Source organism: Paraburkholderia sp. GAS82 (assembly GCF_050436285.1).
GTDB classification, from domain to species: domain Bacteria; phylum Pseudomonadota; class Gammaproteobacteria; order Burkholderiales; family Burkholderiaceae; genus Paraburkholderia; species Paraburkholderia phenazinium_B.
Map to the genome: position 1 here is coordinate 125603 of NZ_JBNDLX010000004.1, position 26012 is coordinate 151614.

Sequence of the window (26012 nt, forward strand, 5' to 3'; positions counted from 1 at the left end):
TTCTGTAAAAAATATTAACGTTTTGCGGCTTGACCCATCGGATTCATCGCGTTGTAATCAGCACCACTGATCCGTTTCTCAGTTCAGATCCCGTTCGCTCTATGCACAATCTCAGCCTCATTCATCTGCTGGAATACATCGGTCACGACATGTCGCCCGTATGGGCCGTCATTGCATTCTTCATGTTCGGCTATGTCATCGTGGGCCTGCCTGTCCACTTCCGCCAGGGTGCTGCGTCGCGCGACGTCTGGGGCACGGCCGCCGGTGTTACGATGGCCGCGTTGTACGCCGCGTTCCTCGTGTGCGTGTACCCGATGTTGCATCATGCGTTGCATTTGCCACCGCCAGCGATCAGCGTGACGCACTAGCACTGCAACATAACGGCCCAGCTATAGGATTGACTCATTCGATCCGTCATAATCCGGTCTTGGACCCCGTAGCCCCTGGGGAACATGCTCGCGTCATGGTTCCACGCCCGGAGAAACACACATGCAGGACATCATCGAAGGCTTTCTGAAGTTCCAGCGGGAAGTGTTCCCCGCCCGCTCCGCGCTCTTCAAGCGCCTCGCCAGCAGCCAGCAACCTGGGGTGCTGTTCGTCACCTGCTCCGATAGCCGCGTGGTACCCGAACTGCTGACGCAACGCGAGCCTGGCGATATGTTCGTGATCCGCAATGCCGGCAATATCGTGCCGTCGTATGGACCGGAACCGGGCGGCGTCTCCGCGACCGTCGAATATGCGGTGGCGGTGCTGGGCGTCAGAGACATCGTCATTTGCGGGCATTCGGACTGCGGAGCGATGACCGCCATCTCGAGCTGCATGGACCTCGATAAGCTGCCCGCCGTGGATGCGTGGTTGCGGCACGCCGATGCGGCCAAAGCCGTCAACGCCGCCCACAATCATGCGACGCCCCAGGCGCGCCTGAACGCACTGGTGCGCGATAACGTCGAGGCACAACTCGCCAACATCAGGACTCATCCGTCGGTTGCGGTGGCGCTCTCGCAAGGGCGCCTCAACCTGCACGGCTGGGTGTATGACATCGAGCGAGGCGCAATTGACGCTCTCGACGGTTCAGCCAACCCGCCAAGGTTCGTTTCGCTAGGCGAGCATCCCGATGTCCGTGCAGTGCGCACACGTCCCGATGATGCCGCCAAGCCGCGGCCAGCCGGTCAGGCCGGATAGTCGCCGGAGTTTGAGCGAAGGAAGATTGTCCGTAGGTATCCTTATCAACTCCGTTGCGCCTAGTAACCCGACGCCTTCGGAAGATGCCAGCCAAACGTGACGGCCGCCATTCGCAGCGCGAAACACGCCACCCCGCCTGCGAATGCGGCCCAACCCGGCGACACGCCGGCGCGACGCGCAAGCACCACCACCAGCGCACCGAAAAAAGCCGCGCTCGCGTAGATATCCGCCCGCAGTACAAGGGGCACACGGGCCAGCAGGATATCGCGGATCACACCGCCACCCACGCCCGTGATGGTACCCATCAACATCGCCACGAACGGACGGATCTTGTAGAGCAGCGCTTTCTCGACGCCAGCCACGGCGAACAACGCGAGGCCCGCGGCGTCCAGCACGGTCACCACCAGACCCGCAACCGGCGGCACAAACGAATGAAGCACGAAGGTGAGCAGACCTGCTGCGAACGTCAGCGCCGGATAGCGCCAGTCGCGAATGGCGCTTGGCGGTGTCGCGCCGAGCAGCAGGTCGCGGATCACGCCGCCGCCGAGTGCGGCGACGAACGATATGACCATCACCCCCAGCAGATCGAGACCGCCGCGCATCGCGCTGACCGCCCCCTCGACTGCAAATACAAACGTGCCGGCCAGATCGGCCGCCCAGATGACTGTCTCGACGTTTAACCTTGTTTTGCTGATCGACAGTGTTGGCATTGCCCTGTCACCCCTACCCTCGTTTGAGTTGTCGAAAGGTATCGCGGAAACAGGCCAAAGAGGGAAATTTTTTCAGTCGCAGGCGGACGGCCAGCGTCAGACGGCACTCCGCTTGCGATCTGCCTCCAGCAGCGCGGGGCCAAGGCCATCGTAGAGTGGCTGAAGGAGTTTCGCGGCCGGACGCCAGCGTTCGAGCGAGGTGCGGAACAACGGCTTGCGCACCTGCGAAGCGCTCGCGGTATTCACCTGACGCTGGGTCCGATGGAACGCGAGACAACGTTCGTCCCAGTCGAGTCCGCAGTGCGCGAGCATGCGTCGCACGTTGCCCTCGAGATCGTTCACGAGGTCCTCGTATTGCACCTCGATCATCACGCCCGGAGGTAGCGCCTCGCGCCAGTGGGCCATCAGTGCATCGTACGCACGGTAGTAGCGGCCCAGTTCGCCCAGGTCGTAGCCGAACGGGACGTCCTGGAAAATCCGCGAGTAAATCGACAGGCAGACTTCTACCGGCGAACGGCGGCTATGGATGAACCGTGCATTCGGCAACGCCAGATGGATCAGGCCGACGTTGATGAAGTTGAACGGATACTTGTCGGTAATGCGCCCGTAACTCGATGCGTCAGGCACCTCGACGCCAATGCGGCGCACGTAGTCCGCGCCGAGCGGAGCCAGCTGCACAGCAGTCGCCGAACGCATGTCGTCGAAGTTGAGCTTGTGTTTGTCCGCCTCGCTGCGCGCGAGCGCGTTCACCAGCGCCTTGCCGAAATCCGGACGCTCCCCCGCACCGAAGACCTGCGGATGGCTCGCCAGGATCTGCTCGATCAGCGTCGATCCGGAACGCGGCATCCCGACGATAAAAACCGGCGACGTGGACGGATCGCCGAGACCCCCTTTGGCTTTCAACACCTCTGCGTTCAGCAGGCGAGGCAGATGACCGAACAGGTCCAGCGTCATGGCCTCGTTGTAGTTCACGCCACGGCGATACATCGTATTGGCTTTCAGCAGATGCTCGAACGACTGGTCATGCTGGCCGAGATCGCCTAGCGCGTGACCCATGGCGAAATGCAGTTGCGCCTGATTGTCCGGGGTCATCGCAGCGGCGTGCCGCACCAGCTTTTGCATCGTGACGAAGCACGGATCGTCGAGCGTCATGCGCTTCGACTGAACGAAATTGCGGTAGTACACCATGCTGTGCGGCGCGATCTCGATCGCACGGCGGTAAGCCGCATGCGCCTCGTCGAAACGACCCAGAGATTGCAGACAGTTCGCCATGTTGTTGTACGAACCGTCGACCAGCGTGCCCAGTTGCGCCGCCCGCCGATAGCTGAGCACCGCCTCTTCGAGTTGATGCATCTGCTCGAGAATCCAGCCGATGTTGTGATGGATGTCCGCGTTGTTGGGGTCGAGCGCCTGCGCCTGGCGGTAACGCTCCAGCGCTTCCGGGAGGCGCTCCATTCTGGCGAGCGTCGAGCCGAGGTTGTTGTAGACGCCGGGGTCTGCCGGCCGCTCGAGCCGAACCTGTTCGTAGCACGCGAGCGCTTCCTCGAATTCACCGCGTTCGGCGCACGCGTTACCACGGGCGAACCAGTCGTCCGCTGTTGCCAGCTGTTTGTCTTGCGTCATGGACGGCCAGAAATCGCGACTAAAAGCACCGTTGAGCGGCGGGCGGCGTACGTCGTACCAATAGAGCGCGAAGTTAGCAGGAATGCGTCAGAACTTGATTTCCAAATTTCACGAACTGTTACAGGAGGAGCAACGGTGTGAGGTAGCGGCGAACACAGCGTGAGGATGGGTAGCTGCCAGGATAAAATTGCATGCCGCCAATAAAAAACGCCAGGCTCTGCCGGCGATTGCCTCCAGAGTCTGGCGTTTCTTCACAAGGCGTTCCTTGCGAACGCCTTGTGTTACCCGATTACTGCAATTACTGAGCTTGCTGGCCGTTCGAAACTTGATGCGAGCCCGATTGCGACGACGTTGCGTTCACACCGCCGTATGCGTTCTGGTCTGCAGCAGCGCGCTCAGCGGCAACGGTTTGCACGCTTTGACCTTGTTGCGAAGCCGGAGCACCAACGCCCGGACGATAGAACGGTGCCGGGCCGTAGCCGCTGGCGAAAGCAGGTGCTGCGAGCGAGGCGGAAGCGGCAACCAACAGGGCGGCGATAAGCTTGTTCTTCATGATGACTCCAATAAATGTTTCGGATTTCGTTTCAGGAAGACGTCGCGACATGGTGCTGCTAAGGCTGTCTGCAACATCGATGGGAATAAGTGTATTCCCTTACTATCGAGAATTTATACTGATAATCCGAAATAACTTTTCTTGTGGCTGAAACAATCCGTCAGCGCCTTACCTGAGGCGGATGACAAGGGGGTCAGGACTACCCAAAAAGATGTCAGGGTCAATTTTCTTCTGGCCCTTCTTTTATCTGTCACGCCCCCGACAAGCCGGCTCCGCAACACCGACGGCGTGCCGCTCGGACTCTTGCCGGCTTGCGGTAAAATTGCGGTTTGATTTCCGCCGCCGGCTGCTTCCCATGTCTCTCGCCCTACCCGCCAATCCACGTCGCGTCAGTGTTGCGCCGATGATGGACTGGACTGATCGCCACTGCCGTTCGCTGCATCGCGTGCTGTCGCGCCATACGTGGCTTTACACGGAGATGGTGACGACCGGCGCGCTGCTGCATGGCGACGTCCCCCGCCATCTGGCATTCACGCCTCACGAAGCCCCGGTTGCGCTGCAACTGGGCGGCAGCGAACCCGACGACCTCGCCCGCTCGGCGAAACTCGGCGAACAGTGGGGCTACGACGAAATCAACCTGAATTGCGGCTGTCCGTCGGAGCGTGTGCAGCGCGGCGCATTCGGCGCATGCCTGATGAACGAACCGCAACTGGTGGCCGACTGCGTCAAGGCGATGCGCGACGCTGTTTCGGTGCCGGTGACGGTCAAACATCGGATCGGTGTCGACGCGGTGGAGGAATATGGCTTCGTGCGCGATTTTGTCGGCACGATTGCCGAGGCCGGCTGCGAAGTGTTCATCGTGCATGCGCGCAATGCGATTCTGAAAGGCCTCAGCCCCAAAGAGAATCGCGAGATTCCGCCGCTCAAATACGACTACGCGTATCAGTTAAAGCGTGATTTTCCGCAGCTCGAGATCATCATCAACGGTGGTATCAAGACGCTCGACGAAGTCGAACTGCATTTGCAGCACGTCGACGGTGTAATGCTGGGCCGCGAGGCTTATCACAACCCGTATGTGCTGGCCGATGTCGACGCGCGCTTTTATGGCTCGACTGCTGTCCCGGTGACACGCGAAGAGGCCGAAGCGAAACTGATCGAATATTGCGCGGCTGAACTCGCGCGCGGCACGTTCCTTGGTGCGATCACGCGTCATGCGCTTGGGCTGTACCGCGGTGTGGCCGGCGCACGCGGCTGGCGTCGCGTGCTTTCGGACAGCAAAAAACTGGCCGCGCGCGATCTCGCGATTTTCGACGAAGCAAGACAGCATCTGCGCGAGCCCGCCGAAATCTTTGAATAAAGGGCTAGGCAAATACAGATCATGTTTGTATAATCTCGCTTCTTGATCGGCAAGCCAGTTCTTGGTGAGCCAAGCAGATGTTCCAGTGGTGGCTGTAGCTCAGTTGGTAGAGTCCAGGATTGTGATTCCTGTCGTCGTGGGTTCGAGTCCCATCAGCCACCCCACTTTCCCCAAAGCTGTTCCGCGCTAGTTCCTCCGTTAGGGACATTTGAGCTTTTTCGGCTTGCAACTTCGTTATGGCTTTTTGCCCTCCGGCGAAGCTCATCATTCGCGCCTGTTACCAGAACCCAGTTGCCGCTTTTGTCCCTGCGATAAAACTCGCGCACGCACACCTTCCGCTTTATCCCTCTGCATTCATTTCGCACTCCATCGCGTCTGCGATAAAACTCATCTGCCAAACGAAATACGCCGCGATGGCATCGTCTACCAACGCGGCGCATGTAAGTCGGCCACCGCGAAGAAGACCGCATTTCTACCGTCTTCCTCGTTTAGCCAACCATCCTAGTTGTGCTGCTCATGTCCCTCATGACCGCCTCCATGCTCCTGTGGAGCAGGACCGTGGGCCGGCGGCGGACCCGCGTGTTGCGGCGGCGGGGCAGCGTGCTGCGCGGGCGGCCCTCCGGGCGCCCCACCGTGTTCCGGCGGTGGGCCCGCGTGGACCGGCGGCTGCGCGACATGCGCCGGCGGCGCGCCGGCTCCCGGAGGAGGACCACCATGGCCAGGCGGCGGCCCTTCATGTCCCGGCTGTGGCTCACCATGCCCAGGCGGCGGCCCTTCATGTCCCGGCGGCGGACCACCATGCCCAGGCGGCGGTCCTTCATGCCCAGGGGGCGGGCCGCCATGGCCCGGCGGAGGCCCACCGCGTCCGGGCGGCGGCGGTGGGTGATGCGCCCAACGCTGCTGGTCGTTATACCAGGGCCGTCCGCGGTAATGACTGCCCCAATATGAGCCGATCGAAAACGTCACGATAGGCAGGCCAATCGCCGTTCCATAAGTGAGGATCGGCACGTTGTTCCCCTGATACGGATAACTGAGACTGCCTGCGTAGACCCAGCCACGCACATCCGGCGCCGCCACGTCGCACCAGCTATACCCGCTGACGCAACCCATCACCGTGACCGGCGCGCCGGGAGGCAATTGCGACACTGCGGGGTAATCATCCGCCGGTCCCGCATAGAGATTCACCGGACTATTGGTGTAAGCCTGCGACTGTGCGAACGCCACGCCTGGTAAGGTCAACAGGCCGGCAGCGCCGGCCAGCAATCCGCTAATGACTCGTTTTCGCATCGCCCTTCCCCTGTGATTCATTTATCTTCACGTCCTGCATGATGCGAACGCTCCCTTGGTAATGCCCTATGTGCCGGGCAGCAATAAGCGTTCCCGGCACGCGGGACGCGGGGTTGGGCGCATGGTCCATGCGTCGTTCGTATGAGGAGGCTTTCCTGAGATAAACCGTCGATCGACAACTAACCTTCAATCAATTGCTCGCGGCGCCCGCCCGCTCCACTCAATCAGGATTCCTTTGTATATCCATACAAGTGATGCGACTACGTCCCGCCTCGTCAACCCGGCATCCGTTCCAGTCCTTCACCGCCTCGCAATGTCACGCCGGGACGGCACGGTAAACAAAAGCTCGCTGCAGAATCGCGCGGCGTCAGGTGCCGTAAGGCGCGTTAAGCTGCGGTGAAACCTGCGGCATCGCCACCGGCTCTACACTAGGTGCTCCTCTTCCCTGAGAGGGTTTGTCTCTCACACTCTTGCGGCCCACTTCCCCTGGTGGGCCTTTTTTTGCCCTTGCCAAAACCTGCAGGCATACGGGCGCCTGCCCTACAATAGCCGGCTAATCGATCTGGTATGAGGATGTAGCACATGCAGTCAAGAATCAGAACACACGCCCGGACGCTCGCGCTGACGTTGCTCACGGCGTGCTTCACGCTCAACGCGAAAGCCGAAATGACGGCGGACCAATACAAGAAGTGGGCGCACGCGGACAACAGCTCGATCTACGCCGCTTACATCACCGGCGCGATCAATGAACTGGGCTGGGCAAACGGCGACCTGATAGCGAAAAAGCGCCCTCCGCTCTTCTGTCCGCCCGAACAGCTGCCTATCGGCGCGCAGACCGTGTACCCGCTGCTGGATGAGTTTTTCACCAACCACCCGGGCCTCTCCGACGACTTCCCGGTCGGCCTTGCGATCCTGCGCTCGCTGCAGGCAGCGTTTCCGTGCCCGACCAAGTAAGCCCAACGTGACTTGTGGGCGCGCCCCTGTTTTGCGGGCACCGCCGAAGGCGGCATAGGACGGGCTGGATCGACCTAAGCCGACCTCAGCCTATAAAAACGGCATCCGCGGAAAATCCCGCCGCGAGGAATCTGAAAGGGAAGCGAATTTTCCTGTCAGGCCGCGGTCTACCCAAGACGGACAGCGGATCTCTTGACAGGGCCGGGCGCGGCCGCTGATCGGGCACCGCGAGGCACCGCCAAGGAGGATCGGATGAAACCAGGCAAATCTGCATTGCTCGCAGCGGCTTGCGCGCTCGCTGTATTGACCGTCGCACCCCACGGGGTGCTCGCGCAAACGCCGCCGAAGGATAGCGGCGCTTCGATGGTAAAACCGCCTGACGCGGCCGGCACGACCAATCCGGCGAATCCCGACAACATGCCGGTCAAACGTTCTCCCGCCCCTACGCACGACAAGATGACGCATGAGCCGCCTACCAGCGCGGCCGTCGCCAAATAAAACGCGGCAGAGGTAGCGATGCGGCATATCCCTGCCGCACGACTACCCCTGCCGCGCGAATGTAAAACCGCGTGGCCTCAAAGCCGCGCGATCGACACCTCGGTCGACTTCACCAGCGCCACCACTTCGGAGCCGACCTGAAGGTCGAGCTCGTCGACCGAACGCGTCGTAATCACCGAGGTGACGATACCAAACGGCGTCTCCACGTCGACTTCGGACACCACCGATCCGCGGATGATTTCCTTGACCTTGCCCTTGAACTGATTACGTACGTTGATTGCGGAAATGCTCATTTCGAGTGACTCCAGTAGATCGATAAATCGAGAAAAAAGCTCAGGCAAGGACTGTCAGACAGCCCAACGGACTTCGCTAGGCCGCACGAGGCGGTCGTCGTGATGCGGATCGGGACGATAAGGAAGTGCATCGTCGTTCGACGTAGTCTTCAGCACGCGCTGCAGCACGTGATCCTCAAGCGCGGCGAATCCCGCCGACGCACGTGCACGCGGCCGCTCGAGCGGCACGGGCTGATCAAGCGCAATACGGCCGTCTTCGATCAACAGGATCCGGTCGCCCAGCGCAACCGCTTCATGCACATCGTGTGTGACAAGCAGCGCAGTAAAGCGATGCTCGAGCCACAGGCGTTCGATTAGCGCATGCATTTCGATCCGCGTCAGTGCGTCGAGCGCGCCGAGCGGCTCATCGAGCAGCAGCAGTTGCGGACGGTGCACCAGCGCACGCGCGAGCGCCACCCGTTGACGCTGACCGCCGGACAACTGCGCCGGCCAGTCGTTGGCGCGTTCGAGCAGACCGACTTCATTGAGGACCGCTCGCGCATCCTCGCGCGCGCCGCGTCCTAGCCCCAGCATCACGTTGTTCAAAACACTCTTCCACGGCAACAGACGCGCGTCCTGAAACATGATGCGGGTATCGAGAGGCTGACCATCCTCGGCGCGCTTTTCCAACACACCGGCAGTAGGCTTCTCGAGTTCGGCAACGAGGCGCAGCAAGGTGGATTTACCGCAGCCGCTGCGACCGACAATCGCGACGAAGCTGCTACGCTCGATCGACAGATCGAAGTCCGTCAGTACGGCGCGTTCGCCGTACTGCTTGCCGACGCCGCGCAATTCGACCGCATGGTCGGTGCCGCGCTGTGCCTGGCGCGCAAGCGGTGCGGCGGCAGCGGCGTCCACCACACCTGCGATACCGCCAAAGCTCGTCGTCGAAAAGGTCGGGCTGCTCATGCTTTCGCTCCTCGTTGATAGGCCGGATGCCAGCGCAACGTGACGCGTTCGAGCGTCTTCGCCAGCAGGTCGGCGAGCTTCCCAAGCCCCGCGTACAGCAGAATGCCGACCACCACGACATCGGTCTGCAGGAATTCGCGCGCATTCATCGTCATGTAGCCGATGCCCGATTGCGCAGAGATCGTTTCAGCGACGATCAGCGTGACCCACATCAAGCCGAACGCAAACCGCACGCCAACGAGAATCGACGGCAGCGCGCCCGGCAGGATCACATCCCAATACAGCCGGAAGCCCTTCACGCCATAACTGCGCGCCATTTCGATCAGGTTGGCATCGACCGAGCGTATGCCGTGGAACGTATTCACATAGACCGGGAAAAACACCCCGAGCGCGACGAGAAACACCTTCGCCTCTTCCTCGATCCCGAACCACAGGATGACGAGCGGGATCATCGCCAGCGCGGGAATATTGCGGACCATCTGCACGGTCGAGTCGAGCACGACTTCGACCGGCCTGAACAATCCTGTCGCCAGCCCGAGCGCGAGGCCGATGCCACCGCCGACCGCGAAACCCGACACCGCGCGCCACGTGCTGACCTTCACATCGGCCCACATTTCGCCGGACTGGATCAGCGACCACGCCGCCTTCACCACAGCGAGCGGCTCGGGCAATACGCGCGTCGAGAGCAGACCGCTGCGCGCAGCGACTTCCCACGCGAGCAGGATCACAAGCGGGGCAATCCACGGCACAGCATGCCCGCCGATACGCCGCCAAACATTTTCGGTTCCACTGGATCGAGCCATGATTGCTTACTCCACTCCTTCTTGATGCAGGGGCCACGCCGGGACGCAATTAGCTGGCGCTGACCTTGGGCAAATGGATATTGCCGACGATTTCACCAAACGGCCCGGAAAGCGGCCCGCTCGCGCTGGTGCGCTTGCGGTTCGGCAACAGCGGGAACACCAGTTCGGCGAAGCGGTACGACTCTTCCAGGTGCGGGTAACCGGACAGAATGAACGTGTCGATGCCGAGATCCGCATACTCTTTCATGCGTGCGGCAACCTGCTCAGGACTACCGACCAGCGCCGTACCTGCCCCACCGCGCACGAGCCCCACGCCTGCCCATACGTTCGGATAGACCTCGAGATCTGCGCGACCGCCGCGCTTGCCGCCATGCAACGCAGCCATGCGGCGCTGTCCTTCCGAATCCATCTTGGCAAACGACGCCTGCGCACGCGCGATGGTTTCGTCGTCCAGCTTGCTAATCAGCTTGTCGGCGGCGGCCCACGCTTCCTCTTCCGTCTCACGCACGATGACGTGAAAGCGAATCCCGAACTTGATCTTGCGGCCATGCGCTTCGGCGCGCGCACGAATGTCGGCGATCTTCTTCGCGACCGCTTCCGGCGGCTCGCCCCAGGTCAGGTACGTATCGATGTGCTCGCCGGCCATCTCATGGGCAGCCGGCGACGAGCCGCCGAACCACAGCGGCGGATGCGGGTTCTGCACCGGCGGATAGAGCAGCTTGCCGCCCTTCGACTGCAGATGCTTGCCTTCGAAGTCGATCGTGTCGTTGGTATGCGCGGCGGCCAGCATCTTGCGCCAGATGTGCAGGAACTCGTCGGTGATCTCATAGCGCGTGTCGTGACTGACGAACACGCCGTCGCCTTCCAGCTCCGCTGCATCGCCGCCGGTCACCACGTTGATCAGCAGGCGGCCGCCCGACAGACGGTCGAACGTCGACGCCATGCGCGCCGCCAGCCCCGGCGACGTGATGCCCGGACGGATCGCGACGAGGAACTTCAGACGCCGCGTCGCGGCGATCAGGCTCGAGGCCACCACCCACGCGTCTTCGCATGAACGGCCGGTCGGCAGCAGCACGCCCTCGTAGCCGAGCGTATCGGCGGCGACGGCGATCTGCTGGAAGTAGTCGTAATCGGCTGCGCGTGCGCCTTGGGACGTACCGAGATATCGGCTGTCGCCGTGAGTCGGGATGAACCAGAACACATTCATTTGCTGCTCCTGCTTGTTCGAGACTGGATTGATGAAGGACGAAAGGGCCGGCGGCCACGCGCTACCGGAGCGCGGCGGACCGGACCTGCGACGCTGGCCCGGGCGGTTGCCGGAGCACGCGTCGAGCGATAAACCGGAAAAGCGTGTCTACAGGACCGCGAAGATCGCGAGCGTCGTGCGATGCGGACTAGCGGCAGAGCCGGCATTAGGCCCCGATGCGTGACTAACGGCAGACCAGACAGCAAGGCTCGGCGCGCCCAGGCGCCGCAGCGAGGATGGCGGAGATCGGCTTCAGAGAGGACATCGCGACAGCTTCCCTTGACGAAACGTGCACCTCGGCGGGGCACGAAAAGTGGACGACGGCAGTCATGCCGTCTACATGGAGAAACAGTCTATGGATCGGCCCCAGGCTTTTGAACGATTTTTTTTAGCTTAGGTTTTCCACTTTCGTGATTAGCCTGACGCTAAAGCATACAAGCGGCTTGGCTGAAACCTGCCGGAGCGTCTATATAATGACGCGTCTTTCGATAATCCGGCGCGGGCCGCGTCAGTTGCGCCCGGGTCCTTGGCGCTGCATTGCATGCAAAAAATCATCCTGCCGTTCGTCTCCGGCTTTCTGGCTTCGCTGTTTTTTCATGAGTCCACCCTCGGACTGCTGCATGCAGCCGGGCTGATCGATCCGGCAGGTTTCTCGACCGCGCCGTTTCAGCCGCTGGGGTTGCCGGAGTTCATCGCCAACGCCGTCTGGAGTGCCGTTTGGGCCGTGCTGATGGCGTGGCTGCTGCGCGTGGCGCCCGAGCGGCGTGCGCCGTGGATTCAGGCCTTCGTGTTCGGCGGCATCGTGCTGACGGCGGCGAGCGTTTTCGTGGTGGATCCGCTGCGGGGCATCTGGCCGAGCGGCAACATGCTGCCGCGCCTCGCCATGGGATTCGCGGCAAACGCCATGTGGGGATGGGGCGCGCTCGTGTTCATGCGTGCCTTTATGGCGTTCGAAGACGAGGAATGACGCTGACACCGGCGCGGCTGCGATTTCGCTGATGCGGCGCCGGTACCCCGGCGATTCGGGGGTTTAGCCCTGCAGATCGGCCAACGGATGCTCGGCGGCCGGCCACGGACTGTCGAACATCCGCGCAACGTCGTCGGCGCCGACGTCTTCAATACGGGTGAAACGCCAGTGCGGCGCGTTGTCCTTGTCGATGATGCGGGCCCGAATGCCTTCGACCACGTCGCCGTGTTCAAAGCTCGTACGGGTCAGATCCAGGTCGCGACGCAGACAATCGGCCATCGCCCCCTCCGCGCGTGTCACCACTTCCAGCGAAACGGCCATCGACAGCGGCGAGCGTTCACGCAGCACGCCGATGGTCTGCTCGGCCCAGTCGGCGGCCTCGCAGCCGGTTTGTTCCGCTTCGAGCGAAGCCAGAATCTGCTTCATGTCCGGCAGCGCAAAATGCCCGTCGATCAAGGCGCGGGCACTGGCCAGCGGCGAAGTATCGGGCGTTGGAACGACCTTGTGGGCCGAGGTTTCGCGCTCGACGCACGCCACCACATCCGCGCCATGCTCGAACACCTCGGTACGCAACGTTTCGACGAGCGCGGGCAAGGCTTCATCGTCGATGTAGGTATCGGCGAGACCTGCGTACAGGGCATCGGCCGCCCCGATCGTCTCACCGGTCACGGCCAGATAGCGGCCGAGCGCGCCCGGCGTGCGGGCCAGGAACCAGCCCGCGCCGACATCGGGAAAGAGCCCGATGCGCGTTTCCGGCATCGCCATACGGGTCGACTGGGTCACCACGCGCAGGCCGCCCGTACGATGCGCCCCTTGCGAAATGCCCATCCCACCGCCCATCACCACGCCGTTCATCAGCGCAATGTAAGGCTTCGGATAGGTAAAGATGCTGTGATTGAGACGGTATTCCTCGATGAAGAACGTATCGCGCGCCGCCCCATCCCCGCGCTGAACGGACTCGTACAGGAAGCGGATATCGCCGCCCGCGCAGAACGCGCGCGGGTGCTGGCTGCGCACCACGACGGCGAGCACACCGGGTTCCTCGCGCCACGCATCGAGAGCGGCCTGGATCGCGCGAATCATGCCGGTCGACAGTGCATTCAACGCTTTCGGGCGTTCGAGCTCGATAAAACCGATCCGGTTGGCAATGTAGGTGGTGACTTCTTCGCTGACGGCGGCGGCTTCAGAAATTGACATGACGTGACAGGTGAAAAGACCGGTGGATGGGAAGGCTGAACGTTATCACGCACCCGCCGCTTTACGCTTTGCGGCGGGGCGCCGTGCGCGCGGTGCCGTTGCAGACGGGGTGGCTGGTGCGGCCGGGCCAGCGGCCGGGATGTCGTTGGCCGCGGTCGCGACAACCACTGGTGCATCCCGGGACGCCGCCGGCGGCTCCCGCTCGCCGAACCAGGCGTCCAGCGCGGCGTCGATGATGGTTCCGAGCGGTGCAGTCGGAAACACCGGGCACGTGAGATTGAGCGCGACGATACCGTGCAGCGTGGCCCACAACACCTGGGAAAATACCGCACCTTCCGCCGACGTGCGCAGGCGCCCTGCCGCTTTCAATTCGTCGAGCGCGCTGACCATGAGACGCATCGCTGCGTCGCTCGAGTCGTCGGACGCCGCCGGGTTGATCAAGGGGGCCACGGCCTGAGTATGACTTTCGGGGTGCTTGTCAGCCCCTTTATCCGCCCCTTTATCCGCCCGTTTATCAGGCTCGCTGCCGGCGCACTGTTCCGCTTCGGACGCCGCCCCGAGCGCGGCACCCATATACGTTGGATCTTCCATGAAGATCAGCCGGTATGTCTGCGGATGCGCGACGCCGAACCCCACATAGGCGCGCGCCATCGCCTTCAGGCGCTCTGCCGGATCGGCAATCTGCGCGAGCGGCTCGAACGTGGCAAGAAGCTGCGCATACCCTTCGGTGCACAACGCGCGCGCAATCTCGTCGCGGCTTGCGAAGTACAGGTACAGCGTGGCTGGTGAATATTCGATGGCGTCGGCAATCTTGCGCATCGACAGCGCAGCGAAGCCTTCGCGCACCACGATGCGCCGCGCCGCATCGAGGATGCGTTCGCGCAGCGCCTGCTTCTGGCGAGTCTTTCTTTCTGTGATTCCCATGGCATGCATTTTCCGGTTGACAAACTGAAAAGTCAAATTAAACTGAACACCGTTTACTGAACATCGTTCATAAAATTTTGACCGGCCACTCAAGGGTAGTGTCCGGCAGCCACCTGTTCAAGGAGTCGTCATGGAAAACGCAGGGAAAGTCGGGCTGTTCGGCGCCGCGGGCGCTATCGGGCAAAGCATTGCTGTCGCGCTCGCCGCGGCCGGTCGTCACTATCGGGTCATCGGACGCTCGCGCAGTGCGCTCGAAGCGGCCTTCGGCCACGATCCGTATGCGGAAATCGTCACCTGGAACCCGGAAGATCCGGCGTCGGTTACGGCCGCGGCCCAAGGTCTGCAGACCGCGGTGTATCTGGTCGGGGTGCCCTATAACCAGTTCGAGAAGCATCCGCCGTTGATGGAAAAAACTTTGGCCGGCTTGAACGCAGCGGGCGTCGAGCGCCTGATCCTGATCGGCACGGTCTATCCCTATGGTCGCGCACGCAGCGAATTCGTGACGGAGAACCATCCCCGTGAGCCGCACACGTTCAAAGGAAAGATGCGGCTCGCCCAGGAAAATCTGGTGCTCGAGGCGCACGGTCGCAAGGGACTGTCGACGCTCGTCTTGCGCCTGCCGGACTTCTACGGCCCGGGCATCGAACGCAGCGTTCTGAATGGCGTCTTCGAAGGCGCGGCGCATGGCACGCGCGCGCAGATGGTCGGCCCCATCGATGTGCGGCACGAATTCGTGTTCGTGCCGGATGTCGGCCCGGTAGTCGAGACGCTCACGCGCACCCCTGAGGCCTACGGGCGCTGGCTGCACCTCGCCGGCCCCGGCACGATTACGCAGCGTGAGGTTGCCGAGAAAGCGTACGCACTAGCCGGACATAAGCTCAAGATGATGGTGGCCGGCAAGCCGATGCTGCGCGTGCTCGGCCTCTTCAATCCGATCATGCGCGAACTGGTGGAGATGAACTACCTGATGAGCGAGCCGCTCGTGCTCGACGACAGCGCGCTGCAAGCGTTGATCGGTCCGATCCGCAAGACCTCCTATGACGATGGGATCCGCATCGCGTTGGCAGGGGCCAGTTCGCAGCCACAACCGAACAGGCACTAAAGACGCGCGGTTTGACGCTTGGCCGGCAGCCTCACAGTCCGGCGACGTTGCCTGGCGGAAAGTGACCGCTCTTCAGCAACACCGGGGTGCCGTTGCTGATCTGCAAATGCTCGCGCGCCACTTCTTCAATACGGCCGCGCCCGGCATCGAATGCGCGCATCCAGCCTTCGAGATCTTCAGAGCGCGCGCCGAAATGGTCCTCGAGCGCTTCGACCGAGATCGCGCACGGCACGGTCTCGCCGTCAACCAGCGCGCGGAATACGACAGTCAGATTGGAATCGCGGTAAGCGGGCGCGTCCGCGGGAAACCGAATTTCCATGGTTGCCTCATCAGAAGAATCCGTCGGAAAAGCAGGCATCGGAACACGCAGTCCCGCGCGTTCGGGTGTCGCGCTTATGGTACTCGCCCGAACGGACCGTGGTCCACTCCCTAAAGCCGACACCGGGAGCACTTGCTTCAATCATGCTCGATCAACCGGTCGATGTAAGCTCTCGCAGACTGCTCGACATGTTCGAGCGCCTCTGCTTCCGTAGCGAAGCGATGTTCGCCGCCAAGGTCAAGCAACGTCTCGATACGATGCGAATCATCCGGGCCACGCTGCGACAGGCTCACCGAGCCCACGTAAATCGCGTCGGGCGCGTTCGCCTCCGCCGCCTCATATGTGGCCACGAGGCGCGCAGCGGCACTGATGAAGTAACCGCGGTACGGACCGCTCACACGTTCTGCCATATGCGTTCTCCTCGTTAATTTTCGCGGGTCCACCACGTTCGGCGCAGACCGGCGGGCGCGCATCGTTGCGCGCCGAGGTGTTCCTCTAAGGTATAAGTCGCTTTTGAGCCCAATAAGTTCTGCGCGCGAGAACATGCTGTTGCCTTACGGACAACGCACGATCCCCAAGCGCAGCGCAGACGCATCCTGGGGTCGGGTACGATCTGTGCGTCGGCCCACACGAACCTCGAATCGGCGATATGGGAGAATGTTTTTAGACTTCCGTCGTCATCCGTCTAAAAAGGAAACACCATGAAGCCACTTACGCGGGGCTGTCTCCCGTTTAGCCGACGCCTGGCCGCCATCGCCGCATGCGGCACCCGCCGCGGGTTTGCGCGCCACGCTGCGCTGCCCCTCGCCGTGCTGGCCACTGTCGGTCTCAGCGCATGTGCGTCGTCGAATACAACCTCGCTGATCAATCTGCCAAACGGAGAAACCGGCTTCGCGGTTAACTGCAGCGGCGCGGACGCCGACTCGAGCTGGGCATCGTGCTACGTGCAAGCGGGCCAGGCTTGCGGCGCCACCGGCTACGACATCATCTCCAAAGACAACGACCAGGGCGGCCCGACAGGCGGCGGCGTCACCAACGTCGTTACGGCGAATGTGAAAAACCGTTCGATGATCGTCCGCTGCAAATAAAACGCGAGGCGTCAGTGCGCCTGCATCTTCGAGAACAGGTTGAGCACGACGACGCCGCAGATGATGAGCCCAAGTCCGAAAATGGCGGGCCAGTCGGGCACCTGACCGTAGAGCACCACGGCAACCAGCGTAATCAGAACAATGCCGACGCCCGACCAGATCGCATAAACGATGCCGACGGGAATGCTTCTGAGCGTCAACGAAAGACAGTAGAACGCCACGCCGTAACCCAGCACCACGACGACTGCGGGTAAAAGACGCGAGAAGCCCTCCGAGGCGCGTAGTGCGGAAGTGGCAATCACTTCCGCGACGATGGCAATGGCGAGCAGCACATACGGTGGCAAGCGCATCGGTTCAGGCCTTTGCCAGCGCGAGCTTGCTGTAGTCGTGACCGAGGTGCGCGCACAACGCCTCCACGACCAGTTCGTGATCCGATCGCTGCGGCAAGCCCGACACCGTCACCGAACCGATCACACCGGCGCCGGCGACAGTCAACGGAAACGCACCGCCATGCGACGCATATTCGTTGAGCGACAAGCCGTGCTTTTCGGCGAGCGTGCTGCCCGCCTGCTGCATACGCAAACCGATTGCATAAGAGCTGCGCCGGAAATGCGCAACGGTGTTGCCCTTGCGGCGCGCCCAGTCGACATTGTCAGGTGTCGCACCGGGGAGCAGGTTGAAGAACAGCGGCTGACCGAACGTGCGTATGTCGATGGCCAGCGCGAGTCCGCGCGCATTGGCAAGCTCGTGCAGATAAGCGCCGAGTTGCCACGCACGGTCGGCATCGAATTGAGGAAACACCAGCGCGTTTTCCTGAGCGACAATCGACTGCAGATCGTGAACGATGTCCATGAGCGGGAAAGGAATGAAGGAAGGACACGCTGCAATCACTTGCCGATGACCAACGAAGATCAACGGAGTGGCAACGCAGATGGAACACGGATTCTAGCTGCAACAAGCCACTTCGCGAGCACGTAACAGCACCGCCATCATCCGTGCGTTGAAGTCGATTCTTAAAAAGGTATTGCACGGACAATCTGGTTCCGCTATAATCTTTTCTTCGACGGACGCGGGGTGGAGCAGTCTGGCAGCTCGTCGGGCTCATAACCCGAAGGTCGTAGGTTCAAATCCTACCCCCGCAACCAAGTAGCTAACGTCGAACAACATCAAGGGCTTGCCAAACCGGCAGGCCTTTTTTGTTTGCGTCTCTTCTGCCGGCTTCCCTCTTCTTCTTACTTTGCGCCCCACAGCTTTTCTTCCTTCGCGGCTTCGCTAAAAATTCTCGAGCATCGCATATAGCGCGATGATTCCAGCCGCACTCAAAAGCAAACGGTTGCCCGACAGCAGCGCCTGCACCAGCGAACTTGAAAACACCGACACGGCCAGTACACACAGCGGGAAAAGACCGAGGCCGCCGAAAAAGTCCGCCGCAGTCATTTTGCAGAAAAACGCCCGCATTGGATGCACCCGCCTCGCAGAACGCCGCGTCGGCAAGCACACGCGTTTGACATAGCGGGCCCACGACCACGCAACCGCCATCAAGTAGGAAAATTCATCAACCCAACCTCCATCAATCTGTAGTCCGAATAGAGTTATGCCAACTTGTAGCGCCATGCTCAGACGATATCAAATTCTGTGAGCGTCGCCGCTCCTGCGCCAATCACAATGCCTATTGTCTGCATATCAACCGATCGGTCGATCCAACCAAAGAACATGCTGGCCGTGACCCCGCCAATCACCCCACAACCGAAGATAAACCGAAGCTGTTCAAAGATTTTCCACTTGCGCATAATGCCCTTCCCCACTGCGTGACAAGTGCCCCTTACGAGGGCAACCAAATAGAGTAGCAATCCTAACGCAATCGCCCGCCCTTCGCTAAGCGATTCTTTCGGATTAGCCATCCGGCCAGGGCCAGCGCTACTGCTCCGCGCTCCTGCTTTTCTCCAACTCAATCGCTCCCATCTTCTAAGCTCGCCCTGGTGATAAACTCCTATCACCATTCTTCGTCCCCTTCCTATGAAATTCTGTTCTGTCTGCGGTCACCCGGTCAGCCTGAGCATTCCGCCGGGCGACAATCGCGAGCGTTTTGTCTGCGCCAGTTGCGGTACCGTGCACTATCAGAATCCGCGCAACGTGGTCGGCACCATCCCCGTCTGGGACAACAAGGTGCTGCTCTGCCGCCGCGCCATCGAGCCGCGCTACGGTTACTGGACCTTGCCCGCCGGCTTCATGGAAATGGGTGAGACGACCTCCGAAGGGGCATCCCGCGAAACGCTGGAGGAAGCGGGCGCGCGCGTCGAGGTGCAAAACCTGTTCTCGCTGCTCAACGTGCCGCATGTGCATCAGGTGCATATTTTCTACCTCGCGCGGCTGCTCGATCTCGACGTGGATGCCGGCGAGGAAAGCCTCGAAGTAAAGCTGTTCGAGGAACACGAGATTCCGTGGGACGACATCGCGTTTCCCACCGTCGGCCAGACCTTGCGCTTCTATTTCGCTGACCGTCAGACCGGCAGTTACGGCCTGCACACCGGCGACATCTTCCGTTCGCTGCGCGAAGGCTGAGCGTCCCGGCATGGTTCCCTGGCTCGGACCCGACGATCCGTTCCCTGCCGTGGAGCGCGCGCTCGGCGCGGCCAGCGGCGCGCCGGGCCTGCTTGCCGCCAGTGCGGACCTGCTGCCCTCGCGCCTGATCGACGCCTACCGGCGCGGCATTTTCCCGTGGTATTCAGACGGTCAGCCGGTGCTCTGGTGGAGCCCGGACCCGCGCATGATCCTGCGTCCGGCCGAATTCAAGGTATCCCCCTCACTACGCAAGACCTTGAAGCGGGTCTTGCGCGAGGACGCCTGGGAAATCCGCGTCGACCACGATTTCCCCGCTGTGATGCGCGCCTGCGCCCAGGCGCCGCGCCGCGGCCAGCGCGGCACGTGGATCACCGCGGACGTCGTCGATGCCTACACGTCGCTGCATCGCACGGGTGATGCGCACAGCATCGAAACCTGGTTCGAAGGCGAGCGCGTAGGCGGTTTGTATGGCGTGTCGTTCGGGCACATGTTCTTCGGCGAGTCGATGTTCGCGGAGGTCACGGATGCGTCGAAAATGGCGCTCTCCGCGCTCATCGGACACTTGCGACGTCACAAAATAGAAATGATAGACTGCCAGCAGAACACGTCGCATCTGGCGTCGCTGGGCGGTCGCGAGATAGCGCGCAAGGCGTTCATCGCGCATGTCCGCGCGTCTGTCGATGCCGCGCCCATCCCCTGGCGCTTCGACAAGACGGTCCTGCTCGATGTCGTCGCGCCTGCGGCGTAGCGAGCATAGCCGGGCCCGTTGCTGGTAAAACGGGTTTGAAATACTCAGAGACGCTTCGAGAGCTGCCAACGTGACGCACCCCAACGAGCTGCCGCTTTCACCCCTTTCCGCGCTGCAATTCTATGCAACGGCGCCGTATCCTTGCAGCTATCTGGAGGGGCGCGTGGCACGCTCGCAAGTCGCCACGCCAAGCCATCTGATTAATTCCGACGTCTACACCGACCTGGTCAAGGCGGGCTTCCGGCGCTCGGGCGTGTTCACCTACCGCCCGTATTGCGACGGCTGCCGCGCCTGCGTGCCGGTGCGCGTGCCGGTCGACCAGTTCGAGCCGAACCGCACCCAGCGCAAGGTGTGGAAAAAACACGGCGGTCTCGTCGCCACGGTTGCACCGCTGCACTACGACGAAGAGCATTACGCGCTCTACATGCGCTATCAGTCGGCACGGCACGCCGGCGGCGGCATGGATCGCGACAGCCGCGATCAGTACGAGCAGTTCCTGCTGCAAAGCCGGATCAACTCGCGGCTGGTCGAATTCCGCGAGCCGCTCGCGGGACACCCTGACGCGCCGGGCGTGCTGCGCATGATCAGCATGATCGACATCCTCGGCGACGGGCTCTCGTCGGTCTATACGTTCTTCGAACCGGATCTCGCGCACAGCAGTTTCGGCACCTACAACATCTACTGGCAGATAGAACAGGCGCGCAGCCTGCGTCTGCCTTACGTCTATCTCGGCTACTGGATCCGCGAGAGCCAGAAAATGGCGTACAAGGCCAACTTCCGACCGCTGGAAGGCCTCGTGGACAGCACATGGCGCACGCTCGATCCGCAAAGCCTCGAGCTGGCGCCCGTCGACGCCGCGATTCAGGGCCGGCGCGGCCCCGTCAAGCTGCCCCGCTGAACCTCCCTGCCGATTCCAGCGCGGCGAACTCTCCCCCGCCTCCGCGCCCTGCCGTCTCGTTAAAGCCGGTAAAATACCGGGTTCCCATTTCCAGCCGTCCGGCTCCGCCCCGTGTTCAGTTCCCTCTACCCGCTCGTACGCGCCCAACTCTTTCGCATGGACGCGGAAGACGCTCACCACCTGACCTTGCGCCTGCTCGGCGCGGCCGGCCGCACGGGCGTCGCAAGCGCGCTCGCGCCGCGCGTGCCCGACGCGCCGCGCACCGTGATGGGGCTGACGTTCCGCAACCCGGTGGGACTTGCAGCCGGGCTCGACAAGGACGGCGCGTGCATCGACGGGCTGGCCGCGCTGGGCTTCGGTTTTATCGAGGTAGGTACGGTCACGCCACGCGCGCAACCAGGCAATCCGCGGCCGCGCATGTTCCGCCTGCCGCAGGCGAACGCTGTGATCAACCGGATGGGCTTCAACAACGCCGGGGTCGACCAGTTCGTGAAGAACGTGCAGGCCGCGCGCTATCGCGGTCCGCTGGGACTGAACATCGGCAAGAACGCCGATACGCCGATCGAGCGCGCCGCCGAGGACTATCTGTACTGTCTCGAGCGCGTCTATCCGTTCGCGAGCTACGTGACGGTCAACATCTCGTCGCCGAACACGAAGAACCTGCGCCAGTTGCAGGGCGCCGGCGAACTCGACGCCCTGCTCGCCGCACTGAAGGAAAAGCAGCAGCGTCTCGCGGATCTGCACGGCAAGCTGGTGCCGCTCGCACTGAAGATCGCCCCGGACCTCGACGACGAGCAGATCAAATCGATTGCCGACACGCTGCTGCGCCATCGCTTCGAAGGCGTGATCGCCACCAATACGACGCTGTCGCGTACGGCGGTCACGGGTCTGCCGCACGCCGAGGAAACCGGCGGCCTGTCGGGCAAGCCGGTATTCGATGCCTCCAATGAAGTGATCCGCAAACTGCGCGCCGAAGTCGGCGAGACCGTGCCGATCATCGGCGTCGGCGGCATCTTTTCCGGCGCAGACGCGCGCGCCAAACTCGCCGCCGGCGCGGCGCTGGTCCAGCTTTACACGGGCTTCATTTACCGCGGCCCGGCGCTGGTAGCCGAATGCGCGCAGGCGCTGGCTTAAACTAAGGCTATGCCAGCCCGGGCAACGCCCGGCCACGTTATATAGGCATAAACAAACAGTATTTAAGTATTGATAGTCTGCTTTGTTATCCTTTCCGATGTTCCAACCGCCCGCACGGGCAAAAAAACGAATAAAGGAAGACGATGAAATCTCGCTTGCTGAAAAAACTCCTCGTGGCTGGTCTGATCGGCGCCTCGTTCACCGCCGTAGCCGCCCACGCGGCAGACCTGCTCGATCAGGTCAAGCAAAGCGGCACGCTGCGCATTGGCCTCGAAGGCACGTTCCCGCCGTTCGACTCCAAGGCGCCGTCGGGTGAGCTGGTCGGGTTTGACGTGGATATCGCCAAAGCGGTCGCGCAGAAGCTCGGCGTGAAGCCGGTGTTCGTGACGACCGAATGGAGCGGCATCATCGCGGGTCTGCAGGCCGGCAAGTTCGATGTGATCGTCAACCAGGTCGGCATCACGGACGCGCGCAAACAGGTGCTCGATTTTTCGCCCGGCTACACGTTCTCCGCGGCCCAGCTGATCCAACGCAAGGACGACTCGCGCGAGTTCAAGTCGCTCGACGACCTGAAGGGCAAGAAGCTCGGCGTGGGTCTCGGCACGAACTACATGGATATGGCGAAGTCGGTGCCGGGCATCGACGTCAAGACCTATCCGGGCGCACCTGAATATCTTGCTGACCTCGCCGCAGGCCGTCTCGACGCCGCGCTCAACGACCGTCTGATGTTGGCCTATCTGCTGAAGACCTCGCCGCTGCCGCTGCGCACCGGCGCGATGGTCGGCACCGGCACGCCGTCGGGCATTCCGTTCAAGAAGGGCAATCCGAAGTTCGCCAGGGCGATCGACGACGCAATGACCCAGCTCGAAGCGGATGGCACCTTCACGAAGATCTCCGAGAAGTGGTTCGGCATCGACGTCACGAAGCCCATCGCGAACTGAGCCCCACTGAGCGTTTAGCCACTGAGCGTTTATGATGTGCGCTTTGCTGCGCACATCACTCATCGCCCATGTCCACCACTTCCCTGCTCGTCCAATCGCTTCCGGTGCTCGCTCAGGGCGCCATTCTGACGGTCAAGTTCGCGGTCCTGTCGATGATCTTCGGACTGCTTGCCGCCAGCGTCATCGCCGTGATGGGCATCAGTCACAACCGCGTGTTGAACTGGATCGCGCGCGTCTACGTGAGCCTGATGCGCGGCACACCGTTGCTGGTGCAGATCTTCGTGATTTACTACGGCTTGCCGAGCCTCGGCATCTCGCTCGATCCAACGCCTGCGGGTGTGATCGCGCTGTCGGCGAATGTCGCGGCGTATCTGTCGGAGAGCATGCGCGGCGCCATCCTCGGCATTCCGAGTGGCCAGTGGCTCGCGGCTTACAGCTTAGGTCTGTCGCGGCGTCAGACGCTGCGGTATGTGGTGGCCCCGCAGGCACTGCGCATCGCCGTGCCGAGTTTGTCGAACAGTCTGATCAGCCTGATCAAGGACACGTCGCTGGTGTCGGTGATCACCGTGACCGAACTGTTGCGCAGCGCGCAGGAAGTGATTGCGTCGACCTATCAGCCGCTGCCGCTCTATCTCGCTGCGGCGGCCATCTACTGGGTGCTGTGCCAGGTGCTCGAATGGGTCCAGCACTGGTACGAACAGCGCCTCGCACTACCCACGCGGCACTGAGCCACGTGTGAGGCGAGGCGTCCGGACTGCCACCGCGTAGCAGCGTGATCGCACGCGTACCTGATCGGCGAGCGCTCAGCGCGCCGCCAGCGGCGCATCCAGCGGCGCCCCGAAGCGGCTGAAGCGCGGCTCGTAGTAGTGATCGGGGTCGAGCGAGAACGCGACGCGACGCGTGCGGCCCATCAGTTCTGTGCGCGGGAAAAAGCCGAAGTAGCGTGAATCCGCGCTGTTGTCGCGGTTATCGCCAAGCATCAGATACTGGCCCGGCGGCACGACCACCGGCCCAAACGAATTGCGCGGGCTCGGCGAGTCCGGCGAGAGCCGCACGATATGCGACACACCGTCGAAGCGCTCAGTCAGATAGTCGCCCGGCGACGACGCATCGCCCGGCAGCGGCCCGAACTTGAGCGGCTGATAGGCCGCGCGCACGCCGTTCACATACAGCACGTTGTCGCGCATCGCCACGCTGTCGCCCGGCAGGCCGATCAGCCGCTTGACGAGCAGTTCGTGGGCTGCCGACGACTGGATCGTGACGATGTCGCCACGCTGCGGATCGTGCAGATGCGCGATCGCGATATGCGTGAGCGGCACGCGCAGGTCATAGGCCATCTTGTCGACGAGGATGCGGTCGCCCTCGCGAATGGTCGGCAGCATCGAGCCGCTCGGCACCACGTTCCAGTCGGCGATCGCACTACGGAACAACACCATCAGCACGATAAAGGCGACAAGACCCTTGTTCTCGCGCCACAATTTTCCAAGCATGCGCATCGAAAGCGGCTCCTGCGGAAGGTAATCGAAAGCTTCGGCGGCGCCTGGGCACCGCGTCCGCGCAAATCGTACCACCGCGGCACACCGTGCGCGTCACGGGTGCCCGAAGCGCGGCTCTGCCCACACCGCCCTTCGCGCGGCTCACTCTCCCGCAAAACGCAGTCCTAGCGCGGCCCGCGCCGCGTCGGTCATCGCAATCATCTGCAATGACTTCGCGTGCGGCATCACCGGACTCTCCAGTTGCCCCGCCCGGATCAGCTCGCAGAAATGCGCGGTTTCATAGTTGAGGCCTCCGCCTTCGAACGGCACATCCAGTTCGACGACGCGCCCATCGGCATAGCGGATCGTGGCGCGGGCCGGATTCCACCAGTTCTCGTGGATCGTGACGTGTCCGCCCGCCGCCAACAGTAGCGCATCGCCCTTGCCATGCAGGTCGAGCCCGCAGAACAGTTGCGAGATGCCGCGCTCGTGCTGGCTATTGAGGCTCGCAAAAATATCGACGCCGGTCGGCCCGAGCCGGCCGAGCGTCTGCACCTCGAGCGGCGCACCGAGCCAGTCGACGGCCAGGAACATCTCGTAGATGCCGATGTCGAGCAACGCGCCGCCCGCGTGTTCGAAGGAAAACGACGGATGATCGGGCGGCACGTTAGCCGCCGAACAGCCGGCCCGCACAAGGCCGATTTCGCCGATGGGGTCGTCAGCCAGATGGGCGCGCAAAGCCCGATACAGTGGATAGAAAGGCGGCTTCATCGCCTCCATGAAGAGCCGTCGCGCACCGCGCGCGGCCGTCAGCACGCGTTCGAGCTGGGCGGCATTGATCGTGGCAGGCTTTTCGCACAGCACGTGCAGGCCTGCCTCGAGCGCCGCGATCGCGTAGTCCACGTGGCTGTCCTGCAGCGTGGCGATATAGAGCGCGTCGATACCGCTGGCGAGCAGCGCGTCGAAGCTCGCGCACGCCGTGCCGCCGAACTCTGCGGAAAAAGCAGCCGCCGGTTCGGCGCGGCGCGACCAGAGCGCGGTCAGTTGCGCGGCCTCGACATACGCGAGGCCCTGGGCAAAGCGGCGGGCGATACGCCCCGTGCCGACGATGCCCCAGCGAATCACGGTGGGGTTCACAGAGGATAAGTGTTCAGGCACGTCCCCTCCGGGGACGGCCTCCAGAGCGTTGTTCATGTGGCGTTC

General features: G+C 62.4%; 33 protein-coding genes and 2 tRNA genes. 17 read left to right on the forward strand and 18 right to left on the reverse strand.

All coding sequences use genetic code 11. The annotated features are described in order from the left end of the window. The first annotated feature begins 101 nt into the window (after nt 1–101). Both P3T17_RS14070 and P3T17_RS14075 read left to right on the forward strand, forming a co-directional pair. Nucleotides 102–368 carry a hypothetical protein gene (locus P3T17_RS14070; RefSeq protein WP_074264876.1) on the forward strand — a complete coding sequence of 89 codons (267 nt, stop codon included), beginning with the start codon at nt 102–104 and terminating at the stop codon, nt 366–368. A gap of 121 nt (nt 369–489) precedes the next feature. Next, on the forward strand, nt 490–1182 hold the full coding sequence (locus P3T17_RS14075) for a carbonic anhydrase (protein WP_429407335.1): 693 nt from the start codon (nt 490–492) through the stop codon (nt 1180–1182). Between the two features lie 59 nt (nt 1183–1241). Here the strand turns inward: P3T17_RS14075 and P3T17_RS14080 are convergent, their stop codons facing one another. The 3 genes from P3T17_RS14080 to P3T17_RS14090 all read right to left on the reverse strand — a co-directional run bounded on the left by P3T17_RS14080 (nt 1242) and on the right by P3T17_RS14090 (nt 4068). After that, a complete protein-coding gene (locus tag P3T17_RS14080) occupies nt 1242–1892 on the reverse strand; it encodes a trimeric intracellular cation channel family protein (protein ID WP_429407337.1) in 651 nt (216 codons plus the stop codon). A 96-nt stretch (nt 1893–1988) separates the two neighbouring features. Further along, the gene (locus P3T17_RS14085; protein ID WP_429407339.1) at nt 1989–3515 is read right to left on the reverse strand and encodes a tetratricopeptide repeat-containing sulfotransferase family protein; all 1527 of its coding nucleotides are present in this window, start codon (nt 3513–3515) and stop codon (nt 1989–1991) included. Nucleotides 3516–3813: 298 nt separating this feature from the next. After that, entirely contained in the window at nt 3814–4068 is a 255-nt protein-coding gene (locus P3T17_RS14090) for a hypothetical protein (protein WP_074264880.1), read from the reverse strand. A 355-nt stretch (nt 4069–4423) separates the two neighbouring features. On the opposite strand from P3T17_RS14090, the gene dusA reads away from it, so the two are divergent. After that, entirely contained in the window at nt 4424–5425 is a 1002-nt protein-coding gene (gene dusA, locus P3T17_RS14095) for a tRNA dihydrouridine(20/20a) synthase DusA (protein WP_429407341.1), read from the forward strand. An 88-nt stretch (nt 5426–5513) separates the two neighbouring features. Further along, a tRNA-His gene (locus P3T17_RS14100) sits at nt 5514–5589 on the forward strand. A gap of 337 nt (nt 5590–5926) precedes the next feature. Here the strand turns inward: P3T17_RS14100 and P3T17_RS14105 are convergent. After that, complete coding sequence (locus tag P3T17_RS14105) at nt 5927–6712, reverse strand: SH3 domain-containing protein (RefSeq protein ID WP_429407342.1); 786 nt, start codon at nt 6710–6712, stop codon at nt 5927–5929. A 582-nt stretch (nt 6713–7294) separates the two neighbouring features. Between P3T17_RS14105 and P3T17_RS14110 the strand changes: the two genes are divergently transcribed. Further along, nucleotides 7295–7666: a hypothetical protein gene (locus P3T17_RS14110; RefSeq protein WP_429407344.1), complete on the forward strand. Its 372-nt coding sequence runs from the start codon at nt 7295–7297 to the stop codon at nt 7664–7666. 252 nt (nt 7667–7918) lie between these two features. Continuing rightward, a complete protein-coding gene (locus P3T17_RS14115; protein WP_429407346.1) occupies nt 7919–8164 on the forward strand; it encodes a hypothetical protein in 246 nt (81 codons plus the stop codon). Between the two features lie 77 nt (nt 8165–8241). Here P3T17_RS14115 and P3T17_RS14120 read toward each other — a convergent pair whose 3' ends face one another. Genes P3T17_RS14120 through ssuD form a run of 4 tightly spaced genes read right to left on the reverse strand, consistent with a single transcriptional unit; the run spans nt 8242 to nt 11415 of the window. Next, the gene (locus P3T17_RS14120; RefSeq protein WP_074264885.1) at nt 8242–8457 is read right to left on the reverse strand and encodes a TOBE domain-containing protein; all 216 of its coding nucleotides are present in this window, start codon (nt 8455–8457) and stop codon (nt 8242–8244) included. Between the two features lie 54 nt (nt 8458–8511). Continuing rightward, nucleotides 8512–9405, reverse strand: coding sequence for an ATP-binding cassette domain-containing protein (locus P3T17_RS14125; protein ID WP_429407348.1), 894 nt, complete (start codon nt 9403–9405; stop codon nt 8512–8514). Continuing rightward, complete coding sequence (gene ssuC / locus P3T17_RS14130; protein WP_074264887.1) at nt 9402–10208, reverse strand: aliphatic sulfonate ABC transporter permease SsuC; 807 nt, start codon at nt 10206–10208, stop codon at nt 9402–9404. The genes P3T17_RS14125 and ssuC overlap by 4 nt, the downstream gene beginning before the upstream one ends. A gap of 49 nt (nt 10209–10257) precedes the next feature. Then, nucleotides 10258–11415: an FMNH2-dependent alkanesulfonate monooxygenase gene (gene ssuD, locus P3T17_RS14135; RefSeq protein WP_074264888.1), complete on the reverse strand. Its 1158-nt coding sequence runs from the start codon at nt 11413–11415 to the stop codon at nt 10258–10260. Between the two features lie 31 nt (nt 11416–11446). Between ssuD and P3T17_RS14140 the strand changes: the two genes are divergently transcribed. Both P3T17_RS14140 and P3T17_RS14145 read left to right on the forward strand, forming a co-directional pair. After that, entirely contained in the window at nt 11447–11638 is a 192-nt protein-coding gene (locus P3T17_RS14140; protein WP_429407350.1) for a hypothetical protein, read from the forward strand. A 357-nt stretch (nt 11639–11995) separates the two neighbouring features. After that, nucleotides 11996–12421 (forward strand): hypothetical protein, encoded by a 426-nt coding sequence (locus tag P3T17_RS14145; protein ID WP_074264889.1) that lies wholly within the window; start codon nt 11996–11998, stop codon nt 12419–12421. A 63-nt stretch (nt 12422–12484) separates the two neighbouring features. Here P3T17_RS14145 and P3T17_RS14150 read toward each other — a convergent pair whose 3' ends face one another. Together P3T17_RS14150 and P3T17_RS14155 are read right to left on the reverse strand one after the other, a co-directional pair. Beyond that, nucleotides 12485–13618 carry an enoyl-CoA hydratase/isomerase family protein gene (locus tag P3T17_RS14150; protein ID WP_074264890.1) on the reverse strand — a complete coding sequence of 378 codons (1134 nt, stop codon included), beginning with the start codon at nt 13616–13618 and terminating at the stop codon, nt 12485–12487. Nucleotides 13619–13663: 45 nt separating this feature from the next. Continuing rightward, entirely contained in the window at nt 13664–14542 is an 879-nt protein-coding gene (locus tag P3T17_RS14155; RefSeq protein WP_429407352.1) for a TetR/AcrR family transcriptional regulator, read from the reverse strand. Nucleotides 14543–14672: 130 nt separating this feature from the next. Here P3T17_RS14155 and P3T17_RS14160 point away from each other — a divergent pair, with 130 nt between their 5' ends. Further along, a complete protein-coding gene (locus P3T17_RS14160) occupies nt 14673–15644 on the forward strand; it encodes an NAD-dependent epimerase/dehydratase family protein (RefSeq protein ID WP_429407354.1) in 972 nt (323 codons plus the stop codon). Between the two features lie 31 nt (nt 15645–15675). Here P3T17_RS14160 and P3T17_RS14165 read toward each other — a convergent pair whose 3' ends face one another. Beyond that, on the reverse strand, nt 15676–15963 hold the full coding sequence (locus P3T17_RS14165; protein ID WP_074264893.1) for a DUF1488 domain-containing protein: 288 nt from the start codon (nt 15961–15963) through the stop codon (nt 15676–15678). A 137-nt stretch (nt 15964–16100) separates the two neighbouring features. Then, a complete protein-coding gene (locus tag P3T17_RS14170; protein ID WP_429407356.1) occupies nt 16101–16373 on the reverse strand; it encodes a hypothetical protein in 273 nt (90 codons plus the stop codon). Between the two features lie 291 nt (nt 16374–16664). On the opposite strand from P3T17_RS14170, the gene P3T17_RS14175 reads away from it, so the two are divergent. Further along, nucleotides 16665–17051 (forward strand): hypothetical protein, encoded by a 387-nt coding sequence (locus P3T17_RS14175; RefSeq protein WP_429407358.1) that lies wholly within the window; start codon nt 16665–16667, stop codon nt 17049–17051. 11 nt (nt 17052–17062) lie between these two features. Here P3T17_RS14175 and P3T17_RS14180 read toward each other — a convergent pair whose 3' ends face one another. Next, nucleotides 17063–17401, reverse strand: coding sequence for a DMT family transporter (locus P3T17_RS14180; protein WP_074264896.1), 339 nt, complete (start codon nt 17399–17401; stop codon nt 17063–17065). 4 nt (nt 17402–17405) lie between these two features. Continuing rightward, nucleotides 17406–17903, reverse strand: a complete 498-nt coding sequence (locus P3T17_RS14185; RefSeq protein ID WP_429407360.1) for a heme-degrading domain-containing protein — start codon at nt 17901–17903, stop codon at nt 17406–17408. Between the two features lie 216 nt (nt 17904–18119). Here P3T17_RS14185 and P3T17_RS14190 point away from each other — a divergent pair. Continuing rightward, nucleotides 18120–18196, forward strand: a tRNA-Met gene (locus P3T17_RS14190). A 127-nt stretch (nt 18197–18323) separates the two neighbouring features. Here P3T17_RS14190 and P3T17_RS14195 read toward each other — a convergent pair. Both P3T17_RS14195 and P3T17_RS14200 read right to left on the reverse strand, forming a co-directional pair. Continuing rightward, nucleotides 18324–18665 (reverse strand): hypothetical protein, encoded by a 342-nt coding sequence (locus tag P3T17_RS14195; protein WP_143787518.1) that lies wholly within the window; start codon nt 18663–18665, stop codon nt 18324–18326. A 2-nt stretch (nt 18666–18667) separates the two neighbouring features. Continuing rightward, nucleotides 18668–18952: a hypothetical protein gene (locus P3T17_RS14200; protein ID WP_429407362.1), complete on the reverse strand. Its 285-nt coding sequence runs from the start codon at nt 18950–18952 to the stop codon at nt 18668–18670. Between the two features lie 115 nt (nt 18953–19067). Here P3T17_RS14200 and P3T17_RS14205 point away from each other — a divergent pair, with 115 nt between their 5' ends. The 6 genes from P3T17_RS14205 to P3T17_RS14230 all read left to right on the forward strand — a co-directional run bounded on the left by P3T17_RS14205 (nt 19068) and on the right by P3T17_RS14230 (nt 24062). Next, complete coding sequence (locus tag P3T17_RS14205) at nt 19068–19613, forward strand: NUDIX hydrolase (RefSeq protein WP_074264900.1); 546 nt, start codon at nt 19068–19070, stop codon at nt 19611–19613. 10 nt (nt 19614–19623) lie between these two features. Beyond that, nucleotides 19624–20361 (forward strand): leucyl/phenylalanyl-tRNA--protein transferase, encoded by a 738-nt coding sequence (gene aat / locus P3T17_RS14210; RefSeq protein ID WP_074264901.1) that lies wholly within the window; start codon nt 19624–19626, stop codon nt 20359–20361. Nucleotides 20362–20431: 70 nt separating this feature from the next. Further along, on the forward strand, nt 20432–21259 hold the full coding sequence (locus P3T17_RS14215) for an arginyltransferase (protein WP_074264902.1): 828 nt from the start codon (nt 20432–20434) through the stop codon (nt 21257–21259). Between the two features lie 111 nt (nt 21260–21370). Continuing rightward, nucleotides 21371–22393, forward strand: a complete 1023-nt coding sequence (locus P3T17_RS14220; RefSeq protein ID WP_429407364.1) for a quinone-dependent dihydroorotate dehydrogenase — start codon at nt 21371–21373, stop codon at nt 22391–22393. 143 nt (nt 22394–22536) lie between these two features. Further along, nucleotides 22537–23334: a transporter substrate-binding domain-containing protein gene (locus tag P3T17_RS14225; protein WP_429407366.1), complete on the forward strand. Its 798-nt coding sequence runs from the start codon at nt 22537–22539 to the stop codon at nt 23332–23334. 68 nt (nt 23335–23402) lie between these two features. Then, the gene (locus P3T17_RS14230) at nt 23403–24062 is read left to right on the forward strand and encodes an amino acid ABC transporter permease (protein ID WP_074264905.1); all 660 of its coding nucleotides are present in this window, start codon (nt 23403–23405) and stop codon (nt 24060–24062) included. A 75-nt stretch (nt 24063–24137) separates the two neighbouring features. Here P3T17_RS14230 and lepB read toward each other — a convergent pair whose 3' ends face one another. Further along, nucleotides 24138–24830: a signal peptidase I gene (gene lepB, locus P3T17_RS14235; protein ID WP_429407368.1), complete on the reverse strand. Its 693-nt coding sequence runs from the start codon at nt 24828–24830 to the stop codon at nt 24138–24140. A gap of 141 nt (nt 24831–24971) precedes the next feature. Further along, nucleotides 24972–26003, reverse strand: a complete 1032-nt coding sequence (locus P3T17_RS14240; protein WP_429407370.1) for a Gfo/Idh/MocA family protein — start codon at nt 26001–26003, stop codon at nt 24972–24974. Between the last annotated feature and the right edge of the window lie 9 nt (nt 26004–26012).